Consider the following 13,574-nt stretch of genomic DNA (forward strand, 5'->3'; position numbering starts at 1 on the left):
CAGTCATGGCACAATCCAAGGTCGTCGGCGTTCACGCTGCTGACGCAACAGTCAAGGCCAGAAAGCGGCCTTCAAGGTTCTCCAATCGCAAGGTGGACCGCGCCTTCTACTGGATGGCGGTCCCTGCGGCACTCATCTTCACGCTCTTCCTCTATGTGCCCTTCCTCCAGGGTGTGGCCTACTCCTTTACGAATTCCCAGGGTTATGGGCGCTATTTGTGGATCGGCTTCAAGAATTACGGCGCCCTCTTCCGTGACGGTCGTGTGGGTCATGCTTACCTGTTCACTTTGCTGATTGCCATTCTGATCACCCTGCTGGTCAACTTCATCGCCCTGTTCATCTCGGTGGCGCTGAATGGGAAAATCGCCTTCAAGAACGGGTTCCGGGTCATCTATTTCATCCCCTACACGCTCTCGGTTCTGGTCATCGGCTATGTCTTCAAATATATCTTCATGACGCCTCTGCCGGCTCTTGGCAAGGCCCTGGGCATCGGCTGGCTCTCCCAGTCCCTGCTGACCAGCGAGCGCTATGCATGGATCCCCATCGTCTTCCTCTCGGTCTGGCAGGCGGTGGCCTATTCAACCCTGATCTATCTGGCGGGTCTGCAGACCATCGACTCAGAGGTCTATGAGGCCGCATCCATCGATGGCGCCAACGAGTGGCAGAAATTCTGGAGGATCACCTTCCCCTTGATTGGGCCATTCTTCACCATCAACCTGGTGCTAACTCTGAAGAATGCCTTCAACACCTTCGATCAGGTGGTGGCCCTGACCGCAGGAGGACCCGATTCGAAGACCGAAACAGTCACCTACCTCATCTACAAGGGCGGTCTTACCGGAGGCGAGTACGCCTACCAGACAGCCAACGCGGTCATGTTCTTCATCGTCCTGGCAGTGATCGCGTTCATCCAGCTGGGCATTTCCAGAAGAGGGGAGAAGATCTGAGATGGCACAGACAGCGCTTATGCAACCGCAGACACCGGCACAATCATCAGAAAGAGGGGGAAGGCGGCATTTGGGATTCCCGGGGTCGCGCCTCAAGAGGGTCAACTGGTGGCTGACTGCCACCGTGGCTGTGCTCTCCCTGACGATTCTTGTGCCGCTCTACTTCACCGTGGTCACGGCTCTGAAGACCCCTGCGGAGGCCGGAACCTTCAGCCTGCCTTCTTCCTGGCAGTGGCACAATTTCGCCGATGCCTGGAACAAGGTCAACTATCCCAAGGCCGCACTGAATTCGGCCATCGTCACGGTCTGCGCAGTGGCACTCACCCTGCTGACCAATACCTTCGTGGCCTATGCCGTGGCCAGGAATATGGACAAGCGCTTCTTCCGCTTCCTCTATTACTTCTTCATTGCGGCCATGTTCGTCCCCTTCCCAGTGGTCATGCTTCCCATCGCCAAGCAGTTCGGCAGCTGGCATTTGGACAATGTACCCGGCCTGATCCTGCTCTACGTGGTGTTGGGCCTGGGCACCAACCTCTTCATCGCCACGGGGTTCATCCGATCCATTCCCACCGCTCTTGAGGAGGCCGCCCGCCTTGATGGTGCAGGCACCTGGAGGATATTCTGGACCATCATCTTCCCACTGATGGGACCGATCAATGCGACCATCGCCATCACCACGGCCCTCTGGGCCTGGAACGATTTCCTCATGCCGCTTATTGTCCTGACGGATCAGACCAGCCAGACCATCCCCCTGGCACAGTATGTCTTCAGCTCCCAGTTCGCCACCAACTACCCGATGGCCTTCTCCAGCTACCTGATGGCCTTGGCGCCCATCCTGATCGTCTACTTGTTCGCACAGAAGTGGGTCATCAGCGGTGTCATGAGGGGAGCTGTCAAATAGCCCCGCAAGGACAGGCAGTTAGGGCAGCCTATAGTAGAGGTCACAGAACAAGGAAGTCCCAGGAATCCAATCTTCGTGAGGAGGACCATGACCCAGGAAGAACGCATGCAGCTGCCCGATCGGGTGCGGACCAACGGAGCCACCCCCAACCCCTGGTGGGCCAATGCCGTGGTCTACCAGATTTACCCACGGTCCTTCCAGGACACCAACGGCGACGGCTACGGCGACCTGCCGGGCATCACCCAACGGCTGGACTACCTGGCCGACCTGGGCGTGGACGTGATCTGGCTGAGCCCGGTCTACAAGTCCCCGCAGGACGACAACGGCTATGACATCGCCGATTACCAGGACATCGACCCCATCTTCGGCACCATGGACGATATGGACGAGCTACTGGACCAGGCCCACAGGCGGGGAATCAAGGTGGTCATGGACCTGGTGGTCAATCACACCTCGGACGAGCACGCCTGGTTCCAGGCCTCCCGCAACAGGGATGACCCGCACGCCGACTGGTACTGGTGGCGCCCTGCCAAGGCCGGCCACGAACCGGGGACCCCTGGCGCAGAGCCCAACCAATGGGGGTCCTACTTCGGAGGCTCCGCCTGGCAGTACGATCCGCAGCGCGGCGAATACTACCTGCACCTGTTCTCCAAGAAGCAGCCCGACCTCAACTGGGAGAACCCCCAGGTCCGGCAGGCCGTCTTCGACATGATGAACTGGTGGATGGACCGGGGCATCGACGGGTTCCGCATGGATGTGATCGTCATGATCTCCAAGACCGTCGACCCCGAGGGCCGTCTGCCCGGCGAGGACGGATCAGCCATAGCTGACGGTCCTGTAGGACCCGAGGGGTATTCATCCTCGGTGCCCTTCTGTGTGGACGGCCCCAGGCTGGATGAGTTCCTGCAGCAGATGCGCAGTCAGGTCTTCCAGGGCCGGCAGGGCTACCTGACCGTGGGGGAGGCTCCCAGTCTGGCGCCTGCCCGCAGCGGGCAGATCACCGATCCGGCCAACCATGAGCTGGATATGCTCTTCCTCTTCACCCAGACCGAGGTTGACACCGGGGACAGCAAGTGGGACATCCGCCCCTTCCGGGTCTCCCGGCTCAAGGCGGCCATGGACGAGCAGCAGCAGGCTGTGGCCAGGGCCGGATGGGCCAGCCTCTACTTCGACAACCACGATCAGCCCAGGATCGTCTCCCGTTGGGGCGACACATCCAGCGAGGAACTGCGCTCGCGTTCGGCCAAGGCCCTGGGGCTCCTCCTGCACATGCACCGGGGGACCCCCTACATCTATCAGGGCGAGGAGCTGGGCATGACCAACGCTGGCTTCACCAGCCTTGACCAATACAAGGATCTGGAGTCCATCAACCTCTATCATCAGCGGGTCGATCAGGCGCACGAGCAGGATCCGGAGTCCATGATGGCCGCCCTGGCTTATATGAGTCGTGACAACGCCCGCACCCCCATGCAGTGGGACTCCACCAAGTTCGCTGGCTTCACCGCTTCGTACGCTCCAAAGGAGCCTTGGCTGGCAGTCAACCCTAACCGGGACAAGGTCAACGTCAAGACTGAGCTGCGCGACCCGGATTCGGTCCTGTCATTCTATCGGGAGCTGATCCGCCTGCGTCATACCAATCCGGTCGTGGCAGCCGGCGACTTCACTCTTCTGGATCCGGACGCGGACCAGATTTATTCATTCACCCGTTCCCTGGACCAGGCTCCGGAACCCAAGTCAGGACCCGAGGCTGCCAGCGTTCTGGATGCCCTGCCCTGCCAGCGCCTGCTGGTTGTGGTCAACCTGAGCAGCCGCCCGGCCTCACTCCCGCCTCAGACCGCAGCACTTCTGGGGCTGGACCAGACCGGATTCACCTCCATGGCTCTTGGGGCAGTGGATCCCGATCGGATTCTCATATCTACCTATCGGCCCGAGCAAACCGCCAGTTCCCTGTTGACTGGCCGTCTCTCCCCTTGGGAGGGTTTCGCCTATCGACTCTGAGGGAAACCCCGCCGCCGAAGCGCGTTCCCGGCTAGAGTGGAAGTCAGCGATGCCCCGATGGGCCTGTGTGGACCGGTTGGGTCCCCGGGTCCAGGGGCGATGGGTCCGTGCCGTGGTCAATCCCGACGATTCCGGCGCGGACGGGAAAAGAAAGCGGGTTGCATGTCTCGTCTGATCATCGTCTCCAACCGTTTGCCCATGTCATTGCAGGCACGGGAGGACGGCTCCTACACCTTGCGCCAGAACGTGGGGGGATTGGCCACGGCCATCGGCCCCTACCACCGTTCCCATAAGGACAGCCTCTGGATCGGCTGGAGCGGCATCGATCCTCAGAAGTATTCGGAAAAGGAGCTGGACCGCATCCGCCAGGCCTACCGTGAGAGCCGGTGCATTCCCATCTTCCTGAGCAAGGAGGAGCTGAACGGGTACTACGCCGGGTTCTCCAACAACACCCTCTGGCCGCTCTTCCATGACTTCTCGCATGAGGCCGTCTTCCGCCAGGAGGATTGGGAGATGTACCGCAAGGTCAACATGCGTTTCGCACAGGTGGTGGAGCCGCTCATCCGCAAGGGCGACACCATATGGATTCAGGATTACCACCTGATGCTCCTGCCCAAGATGCTGCGCGAACGCTACCCTGACGCCTCCATCGGCTGGTTCCTGCACGTGCCATTCCCCAGCGCCGAGATCTTCCGCTCGTTGCCCTGGAGCCGCGAAATCCTGGAGGGCGTCCTGGGTGCCAACCTGATCGGCTTCCATACGGTGGACTTCTCCGCCAGCTTCCTGGCTTCGCTGCACAGACTGCTGCCAGAACTGCCGGTCAACCGGGACGGCGTGGTCGAGATGCCTGACGGTCACCGCGCAGCCATCGACGCCTTCCCCATCGGCATCGACTACAACCTCTACCGTCGTACCGCCCACTCCAGCCTGGCCCGGGCCATGCGCCGAGGGATCGACGAGGTCTGCGGCAAGTCCCCCCGTCACCGCTACCGCACCTCGGTGACCGCTGAAGGGGTCGCGGCCAACGAAGCCGCCGCCTCGGATGCCAACTGGTGGAGCCACTACATGAAGGAGGACATCCCGGAGTCCACGCTGGCCAAGCAGGCGGCTTCCTCGGTGGGTAGCCGGTCCAACAAGGTCATCGTCTCGGTGGATCGCCTGGACTACACCAAGGGTCTGCCCGAGCGGCTTCAGGCCTTCGGCCGCATGCTGGACAAGTACCCTGAATGGGTGGGTCATGTCACCTACTACCTGCTGGCCACCCCCTCGCGTGAGGTCGTCGAGTCCTATCAGCGGCTCAAGGCCCAGGTGGACCAGCTGGTGGGGGAGATCAACGGCCGCTACTCCCTGCTGGCCTGGACCCCCATCCACTACATCACCCGCTCCCTGTCCATCAAGCCGGTCTGTGGCATCTACACGGCTGGAGACGTAGCTCTGGTCACCCCCCTGCGCGATGGGATGAACCTGGTGGCCAAGGAGTACCTGGCCTGCCATGACGGCCGCGACGGCACCCTGGTTCTGTCGGATATGTGCGGGGCGGCCGACGAGCTGACCGATGCCTTCATCGTCAATCCCTACGACATCGACATGGTCTGTGAGGCCCTGCACAACGCCCTGGAGATCACCCCCGAGGAGTCCAAGCGGCGCAACATCCGCATGCAGGCCCGGCTCAAGGTGCGCACTGCAGCCAACTGGTGCACCTCATTCCTCGACTCCCTGCGGCAGGTGTCCGCTCCGGGCATGACAGATAGGAGGCTGCGTATGGATCACCACAACGCCATCGTTCGTCAGTGGGACGGCGCCCATCGCCGTCTGGTCCTATGCGACTATGACGGGACGCTGACCCCACTGGTTCGCCGTCCTGAGCGGGCCAAGCCCACCCAGGCCCTCCGTCGTCTGCTGACCCAGGTGGGGAGCAATCCTGATGTGGACTTCCTGCTGGTCTCCGGCAGGAGCCATCAGATCATGCAGGATTGGTTCGGCGATCTGCCGGTGGGGCTGATTGCCGAGCATGGCGCCTGGAACCGCAATCTGCCCGGCAGCAACTCGGACGAGTGGCAGCGGGCGAAAGGCCTGCCCGACTCCGATACCTGGCAGAAGGTGATCCGGCCCATCATGGATGAATCGGCCAGCAAGGTCCCTAACTCCTTTGTGGAGAGCAAGTCGGATGCGGTTGCCTGGCACTACCGGATGAGCGACGCCCAGGTGGCCGACCAGGAGCGTCAGGATCTGCTCCGCCGTTTGCGCGCAGTGGTGGTCGGCCTGGGGCTGATGATCATGGAGAATTCCAAGGTCGTCGAGGTCACCCCTGTGGCCACCAGCAAGGGCCAGGCCATCCTGCCCTTCGTCAACAGCGGCGACTACGACTTCATGATGGCCCTGGGCGACGATGAGACGGACGAGACCATGTTCGCCGTCATGCCCGATAAGGGCTGGACCATCAAGGTTGGGCCCGGCCAGACCAAGGCCCGGCTGCGGGTCAACGATCCGACCGCAGTCACTTTGCTGCTGGCCGACCTGGGTGCCGGTGTGGCCCGTGACGCTAATGAGCCCGTTGCTTCCCATGACTTCCGCGACGATCATACCGTGGTCGATGAGGCGCATGCCCAGCTCACTGACGACAAGTAAGGCAGGCGGCCACTAGCCGCTACCGGTAGCTACTCGTGAAGTCCGCCAAGTTCATGGGTGGCTGGTGCTTCGCCTGGCTATCGGTCTGGTTGTCTCGGGTCTGTCCTCATACCTGTCTGGTCTTCGGGTGCCCAAACGTCCGATTGCCCACATGTTTTGGTTTTCGGCACGTTTGGGTGTCCACCATGTTGACGGCTGACCCCATTGGTCGGGCCCGGCCGACCATACTTGGAGCATGGATACTTCAACAATCACTGCCTGTCTTGAGGCCGATCATGCCGCTGATTTGCGCAAAGCCTCCCAACGTCTGGAAGGTGTGGCCCGCCATACCCTTATCGAGGAATCCGATGACCTGGGTGCTCGGATAGGCCATCGCGTTCTGCTCAAGCCGGAGAATCTGCAGCTGACCGGATCCTTCAAGATTCGAGGAGCTTACAACAAGGTGGCCTCCTTGGATCAAGACGAGCTGGACCGCGGCATCGTCACCGCTTCCGCTGGAAATCACGCCCAGGGGGTGGCTTTTGCCGCACGCAGCCGGGGCGCGAAGGCCACCATCGTCATGCCTCGGATCACGCCGCCGCTCAAGGTCGATGCCACTCGGGCCTATGGTGCCGAGGTTGTCCTGCAGGGCGAGGTCTTCGATGAAAGCTCTGATTATGCCTTGGGGTTGGCACGTGATCGCGGCATGACCTTCGTCCCGCCCTTTGACGACTATGAGGTCGTCTGCGGCCAGGGGACCATCGCCATGGAGATTCTTCAGGACGTGCCCGATGTCACCGATATTGTGGTTCCCCTGGGTGGGGGCGGGCTGGGCGCCGGAGTGGCACTCGCCGTAAAGACCTTCAAGCCTGAGGTCAGAGTCATTGGAGCCACCCCGGTCGGATCTCCGGCCTGGCGTGAATCTCTGACAGCTGGTCATGTGGTCGCAGCGGATCGGATGCGTACGGCTGCCGAGGGTGTTGCCGTCAGACGTCCCGGCGATCTGAACTATGCTCTACTCAGCCGATATATGGATGATCTGGTCCAGGTGACCGAAAGCGACATCTCCGAGATGATTCTATTCATGCTGGAGAAGCACAAACTGGTGGTCGAGGCAGCTGGCGCCGTCTCCCTGGCCGCCCTGGGCCAGTTGGATCTGCAGTCCGATGTCTTCCGGTCGGCCCCGGGGCCGCATGTGATCGTCCCCATCATCTCGGGCGGCAACATTGATACGGTCACCATGGGTGCTGTCATCCAGCGGGGGATGATCTCCCGCGGGCGCATCATGCAGTTCGGCGTGGAGTTGCCCGACGTACCTGGCCAGCTGGTCAAAGTGGCCACGGTCCTGGCCGATCTGCGTGCCAATGTGATCGAGCTCAACCACGATCAGTTCAAATCCTCCGGCCACTATGACAACGGCGTGCTCTTGGAGGTGACTGTGGAGACCAACGGCCCCGACCACATCACCCAGATTCTGGATACCTTGCGTAGTCGAGGCTTCCAGGTCCATCAGAACTACTGAGCATTATGTCCCGATTGGATCCGGTGCTCGTGCCTGGCATCCGATGTTCGGAGATAGTGATGGACAATGGTCGACGCCTTTGCTGGGCTTGGCTGATGGGTCCTGCTGGTTCTTGAAGGGCAATCTATGGCGATTCTTGTGCTGGCTTGCGTCTTATCATAGGTGGAGTCCCTTCCCCGGAGTCGTCACAGTCTGCGGGTGGAGGACGTGGGTGTATCAGCCTATTTCGATAATCGATGAACAGATTTGCTTTATTTCCTCATTATGTGTTGAGATGATGACGGCAGCGCCTTGTTGGGCAAGTTCGCACAGTATGCGTATTACGACGTTGGCGTTGTCCTGATCCAGCGCAGAGGTCGGCTCGTCTGCAAGAATGACATTCGGCTGTTTGAGCAGGAGCCTGGCGAGGGCGATTCTCTGTTGCTCCCCGCCCGATAGGGTGTAAATCTTTTTCTTCTGTGAGCCATTCATCCCGACGATGTCAAGTACTCTGCCGATTCGTTCGTCCCGTTCCTTGCGATGTTCGCGCTTCTTCATTTTGAGGGGAATCTGCAGGTTACGCGACACGTTCCACTGTTCGACAAGACCATAGTTCTGGAATAGAAATCCTATGTTTTCGCGAAGGCACACCCGCTGCCCCTTCCTGCTCTTATGTAAATAACCGGAGTGGAATGTCCCTTCGTTGTAAGTGACCGATCCTTCATTGAAGTCCTCCAACAAGCCGATGCAGTTGAGCAGGGTCGTCTTGCCTGCACCGGACGGTCCGCTCACTGCGATTATGGAACCAGGACCAGCGTCGAAGGACAGTCTCGACCATAACGTGTGTTCCGCAAATTTCTTGGTAAGTCCTTCGACTTTCAATGTCGGCTGCCTGCCTGCGTCTGTCATATGCATCTCCCTCCGCACCGTGGATTCACGGGCGTTTAATGTCGTCAGCACGGAACCTTGACTCGTATACCGATACGGTAATGGCCATGATGAGGCTGGATACAGCGAAGAGCAATGTTCCAGCCACCAGATCCGTAATCTTGTTCATCGAGCCGATAATGCCGACTGCCATGAGGGTCAGCAACATCCCGATATTCTGCATGATAAGAAAGCCTCCATGTCTTCTGAAAAACCCGTATCCATGGATGAATTGAACGAAGGAGAGTCTGCGTCGTCTTGCGCAATACGCGGCCGAGCACACAAGGATGGCCATCATGAAAGCAGCCAGACCGAACGATATGGCTATGATGTCCCCACGTTGCTCGTTGCGGGATAATGACAATGTATACGCCACCGAGTCTTTGGCGTTATCAATACCCTGGAAGTATCCGGAGATTCCATAATGGTCCAGCTTGCTTTGCAGGAGTTCCGGATCGGAGAACAATACACTATCGCTTGATGTGTATGACAGGTATACCATGGGGCTGATCAACCCTGACGATGGGGATGTGACGGCTACCACCGGATCCTTCAAAGACAGCCTCTGCTGATCTTCCGCAGGCATGAACTGGGTCCCCGAGAAGAGAGATATGTCTTGGTCCGAACGTGTGCGGACCAAGACGCCGTGAGGGTTGCAGGAATATGGTTTCTGTTTCTGGGTAACACCCAGTTGGCACTGTATCTTGAAATATTCGGCGTATTCCTTCAACAAGGCTCCGGGGTCCCCTTTATATGATGAAGGCACCAGGAGTGTGAAAGCCCCGATATCTGTTCCAACCACTCTAACCGGTTTCCCATCAAGTCCGGCAATGGGTTGCTTGTCGAGATAGTTCGGGCTCACTACCATCGAATCGGATCCGTCCGGTTTATAAGGATCATTGTTCCCATCAGTGGAAAAAACGGAGTCACCGTTATACCCGACCAACATCGCCTTCCCTCTGCTGTCAAGATCCTCGATCACTTTCATCAGGGGAGGCGCTGCCCGGAGCTCATCCTCGTGTGGGGTGTTGGTGTTGACTGACAATCTGAGGACATATTGATCCGAGATGCGAGACCATTGTGCCAAGGACCGGCTGGTGCTCTGTATCGCGCTGATTCTATTCAGAGACCCGCTGATGGTGCCAAAGAGAACAGCCACCACCATGAACTGGGCAAAACCCGCGATGATGCCATCACGGAGTTCGTTACCCTCTCCGTTGAGAACGGCGGGTATTCGATTGCGGAATGTACTGGCACCGCCTAAAACCAACGCCAGGAAGACAAGATATGCTGTCAATACAGCCACGGCGATAAACAGCGCTCGAAGGAGTCGCCAAATCTGGTGGAAGTTATTGATAAACCAGAGGAGAGGTAATCCCACTAAGGTAATTGTCACCAATCCCACGGCGAGTGTGGCAAGCAGTGATACCAGCTCGCCGACGAGTATCCTTCCGCTGGTATAACCGTGCATCGCCTTGATCGCATGTATCTTCCTGTTCCTGGACAGGGAATACGCGGTGGACACCACCAATGTGATGGCGATGATAACGACTCCCGCCCAAAGGCCACCCCTCCCTAACGCGGTTATCATCGCAGCTATCCAGAAGCCTCGTGACCAGAGGCTTTGTGATTCGTCAACCACTATCCGGGAACGTGACAAAGTCTTGGCGAGCTGTTCCATATGCGACCTATCCGCATTGGTCGCATAGCTTCCGCGCAAGTCCTGGGTTGTAATCTCTTTATAAGAAACTACTTTCGTTGACTGGTCACGCGTTGAAAAGAAAGGATAATCGTACCCTCCATTTCGTTGAAAAGACTTCTGGTCACCCACAAAGGCCACGAGAACACGAGAATTCATTGAGTCGCGAAATGAAGGTTGGATCTTGAATACATTAATCCCCAAAGTTTTTGAAGCTTGGGCAATCGCACGCACAGCATCCGCCTTCGTCGCGGTATCAACCCTCTCGACGGTGAAAGAGGTACCGGTACCTGCCGGAAGCTCCTGGTCGATAGTGATAAGCATCTCGAATGTCACCACCATGGTGAGAATCAAGGAAGCCCAAATCGTCAACCGTTCAATCCAGTGAATTCGCAAATCACCTCACCCACCCAAAGCAAATAGGGGTCAGCACCTCGTTCACTCAGTGATACCAGACATCACGCCATTGCATACCTGATACTCGTAAGCGAGTTAATGTACACCACAGTAGCACTGATTGTCTGAAGTGACGCGGCCAGTCCGCGCGACAACCCATTTATTGCTATTTGCTTGAATTGTGACCTATCCAGTATCCATCGCGGTCGCATAATGGCTCTTGTTCGGATGCCAATATGACGAGGTCACATGCCCCCAACCTGGAACCCCGGAGCGATTACAAATAAAACCACCTCTACCAGCGCCGCCTGCCATGGCAACAGGCACCATTCCAGCCGACTAGGCAAGGGCCACTATGGCAAAGCACACTGCCCTGTCACGACACAAAAGCGGGCGGCTAGACAGGATTGTCCGCGTCCGGCGGCCAGAACGGGACGACGACGGAAAGGGAATGGCAATGAGCGACAAGAACACACGGCGCGCGACCGTGAAAGCAAGCGAATACGAGAACCGCATGGACTGGCTCGACCAGTCCGCCTCGAAGCCGCCGGTCGCCGCGCATGGTGCGGCGAGGCGGCCAGGAGGATCAGCCAGGCCATGCTCGACCCCGACACGGACGCCATGAAGCTGTTCGCCACCCTGATGGGGCGCCCATCGATCGAGCAGCACGAACAGGACAGGAAGCCGAGCGTGCAGCATAGCGTGCGCTTGAGCGAACCCATGGACGAATACGTATCCGCCGCCATCAAGCGCGAGGGGCTGGAGAACCGCAACGAATACTTCTGCATGCTCCTCCAGTGGGACGCCGAAACCCATCACACCGACCTCGTCGGCGCATGACACGGGACTGAAGCCGAACCGTCCAGATCGCGGCGACCACGTATGAGGACATTCCGGGATATTCGGCACTCCCCCGCTTGAACGTCTGCTGCCAAGGGGAGCCCCAGCTGGCCATGTGCGCCATGATGGCCCAGCGGGTTCGCCGGAAGCGTCGGAGCTCTGTTGGGACAAGGTGTTTCAGGCTTATGGCTCTACCAAAAGTATGCTATCGAGCATGAAAAGGCTCCGATGGGATGTATGTCTTGAAGCTAGCCGGGTGCCGGGGTTCCGAAACGCGCTGACAAGGAACCGGTACAGGCGGAGTCTGTCTGTAGTGAGACGGAAGACGACGCAAGGATTGCAATAGCGGGCCCCGCAGGTTCTTGCAGGGCCCGTCAGAAATCTGCAGATCGCAAATCTGTTCCAGCGATTGTGCGGAGCAGTCAGCGAATCATTCCTGTCCGGCGATGGTTTTGTCGACGAGTTTGGGCAGTGCCTCTTCGATGGGTTCGTGGATGAGTCGGGTTGCCAGAGAATCATACTGGGTCGAACCCATGTTCATGATGGTGATCGGCACACCTGCCTGGGCTGCCACCGGCACTAGCGAGGCCGCCGGATACACCTCCAAGGTGGAGCCGATCACCCAGAATTGATCGGCCTGGCTGGCCAGTCTCATGCTCTTCTCCATGGCTCCCTCGGGCAGGGCCTGGCCGAAGTAGACCACGTCAGTCTTGATGATGCCGTTGCATGGCATGTTGCCTTGGTAGGGCATGGGCTTGTGGCAGTGTGGATCGGGCTCTTGATCAAGCTTGGCCATGATGTCGGCCGTCCGATATGCCTGGCCGCACTTCATGCAATGGGAGCTGCCGATGGTCCCGTGAAGGTTGACGATGACGTCCTCGGAGTTACCGGCTTTCTCGTGGAGGGCATCGAAGTTCTGCGTAGCCAGCAGGTTCAGCATGCCTGCCTGCTCAAGCCTGGCCAGTGCCTTGTGGGCTACTCCGGGCTGAGCCTTCCAGACTGGTGATTCCTTCTGCCACCGCCATGAATACTCCCGCTGCTTCTTGTCGCTCATGAATAGGTCCAGGTCATAAACGTTCATCTGGTCAGGATGCTTGGTCCAGACCCCGTCAGGCCCGCGGAAATCCGGTATGCCGGCGGAAGTCGAGATGCCTGCACCGGTCAGTACTGCAATTGTTGTGCTCATACACCCGTCTTACCATCCGTTAATAGACTCTATGAGTCGAAGGCCGACATGGTGCGCGAATATGCATTTATACCAACACTGACATTCTTGCGTTGTGGATGACTGATGATTGAAGGCCGAGAGAGAGCTCCGCACGGGTATGGCTGCCTGTGACCAAAGTTCAAAAGGACCATGAAAGGGCTATTCTGACACGCTGATTCAGCAGTGGCGGGTACATTGCTTTGTGAATAAAATGTGTGCATGGAGCGGGGAGCGTGAGCTGAAGGCCCGTCTTCGAGAGACTCAAAGTTAGAAAGGAACATGTAACGACACGCCGTTTGAGGGCTTGTTATTGCTTGTTTTGAGGGTCTTTCTGGGAGGGCCGAGTTGCGTTTTGGCCGGCTCGTGGTAAGTTTATCTCTTGCTGCTCAACACGGCGGTTCTTCTTCCGGGAGGAAGTTGAATGGCTTGTTGGTGTGGTGGTGGTTTGAGAACTCAAGAGCGTGTTTGTGCTACTTATAGCTTTTTGATTGCCAGTCCGATGCCCGCCCGGCTGTTGTCGGGTACGTGGGAGCGTTGTGAGGGGTGTCGGGGTT

General features: G+C 58.5%; 9 protein-coding genes. 6 read left to right on the plus strand and 3 right to left on the minus strand.

Annotated elements, in window-relative coordinates; translation table 11 throughout:
• Nucleotides 1–5 precede the first annotated feature (5 nt).
• The 5 genes from AACP62_RS08155 (at nt 6) to ilvA (ending at nt 7,972) form a co-directional block, all read left to right on the plus strand.
• A complete protein-coding gene (locus AACP62_RS08155) occupies nt 6–944 on the plus strand; it encodes a carbohydrate ABC transporter permease (RefSeq protein WP_339347639.1) in 939 nt (312 codons plus the stop codon).
• Between the two features lie 70 nt (nt 945–1,014).
• A complete protein-coding gene (locus tag AACP62_RS08160) occupies nt 1,015–1,845 on the plus strand; it encodes a carbohydrate ABC transporter permease (RefSeq protein WP_339347641.1) in 831 nt (276 codons plus the stop codon).
• 87 nt (nt 1,846–1,932) lie between these two features.
• Nucleotides 1,933–3,843 (plus strand): glycoside hydrolase family 13 protein, encoded by a 1,911-nt coding sequence (locus AACP62_RS08165; protein WP_339347644.1) that lies wholly within the window; start codon nt 1,933–1,935, stop codon nt 3,841–3,843.
• Between the two features lie 162 nt (nt 3,844–4,005).
• Nucleotides 4,006–6,471: a trehalose-phosphatase gene (otsB, locus tag AACP62_RS08170; RefSeq protein ID WP_339347645.1), complete on the plus strand. Its 2,466-nt coding sequence runs from the start codon at nt 4,006–4,008 to the stop codon at nt 6,469–6,471.
• 235 nt (nt 6,472–6,706) lie between these two features.
• Nucleotides 6,707–7,972: a threonine ammonia-lyase gene (gene ilvA, locus AACP62_RS08175; RefSeq protein ID WP_339347646.1), complete on the plus strand. Its 1,266-nt coding sequence runs from the start codon at nt 6,707–6,709 to the stop codon at nt 7,970–7,972.
• 216 nt (nt 7,973–8,188) lie between these two features.
• Here ilvA and AACP62_RS08180 read toward each other — a convergent pair whose 3' ends face one another.
• Together AACP62_RS08180 and AACP62_RS08185 are read right to left on the minus strand one after the other, a co-directional pair.
• Nucleotides 8,189–8,860 carry an ATP-binding cassette domain-containing protein gene (locus AACP62_RS08180; RefSeq protein WP_339347647.1) on the minus strand — a complete coding sequence of 224 codons (672 nt, stop codon included), beginning with the start codon at nt 8,858–8,860 and terminating at the stop codon, nt 8,189–8,191.
• Between the two features lie 25 nt (nt 8,861–8,885).
• On the minus strand, nt 8,886–10,919 hold the full coding sequence (locus AACP62_RS08185; protein ID WP_339347648.1) for a bacteriocin-associated integral membrane family protein: 2,034 nt from the start codon (nt 10,917–10,919) through the stop codon (nt 8,886–8,888).
• A 651-nt stretch (nt 10,920–11,570) separates the two neighbouring features.
• Between AACP62_RS08185 and AACP62_RS08190 the strand changes: the two genes are divergently transcribed.
• Nucleotides 11,571–11,813 carry a hypothetical protein gene (locus AACP62_RS08190; RefSeq protein ID WP_339347650.1) on the plus strand — a complete coding sequence of 81 codons (243 nt, stop codon included), beginning with the start codon at nt 11,571–11,573 and terminating at the stop codon, nt 11,811–11,813.
• Between the two features lie 430 nt (nt 11,814–12,243).
• Here AACP62_RS08190 and AACP62_RS08195 read toward each other — a convergent pair whose 3' ends face one another.
• Nucleotides 12,244–12,999 carry a Sir2 family NAD-dependent protein deacetylase gene (locus tag AACP62_RS08195; RefSeq protein WP_029679003.1) on the minus strand — a complete coding sequence of 252 codons (756 nt, stop codon included), beginning with the start codon at nt 12,997–12,999 and terminating at the stop codon, nt 12,244–12,246.
• Nucleotides 13,000–13,574 lie beyond the last annotated feature (575 nt).

The organism is Bifidobacterium apis, assembly GCF_036986835.1.
Lineage (GTDB): Bacteria > Actinomycetota > Actinomycetes > Actinomycetales > Bifidobacteriaceae > Bombiscardovia > Bombiscardovia apis_A.

What these genes read in the sequence shown, in the direction of transcription:
- ilvA (WP_339347646.1), top strand. Translation starts at nt 6,707, where the DNA reads ATGGATACTTCAACAATCACTGCCTGTCTTGAGGCCGATCATGCCGCT.
- AACP62_RS08180 (WP_339347647.1), bottom strand. Translation starts at nt 8,860, where the DNA reads ATGACAGACGCAGGCAGGCAGCCGACATTGAAAGTCGAAGGACTTACC.
- AACP62_RS08165 (WP_339347644.1), top strand. Translation starts at nt 1,933, where the DNA reads ATGACCCAGGAAGAACGCATGCAGCTGCCCGATCGGGTGCGGACCAAC.
- AACP62_RS08185 (WP_339347648.1), bottom strand. Translation starts at nt 10,919, where the DNA reads ATGGTGGTGACATTCGAGATGCTTATCACTATCGACCAGGAGCTTCCG.
- AACP62_RS08190 (WP_339347650.1), top strand. Translation starts at nt 11,571, where the DNA reads ATGCTCGACCCCGACACGGACGCCATGAAGCTGTTCGCCACCCTGATG.
- AACP62_RS08155 (WP_339347639.1), top strand. Translation starts at nt 6, where the DNA reads ATGGCACAATCCAAGGTCGTCGGCGTTCACGCTGCTGACGCAACAGTC.
- otsB (WP_339347645.1), top strand. Translation starts at nt 4,006, where the DNA reads ATGTCTCGTCTGATCATCGTCTCCAACCGTTTGCCCATGTCATTGCAG.
- AACP62_RS08195 (WP_029679003.1), bottom strand. Translation starts at nt 12,999, where the DNA reads ATGAGCACAACAATTGCAGTACTGACCGGTGCAGGCATCTCGACTTCC.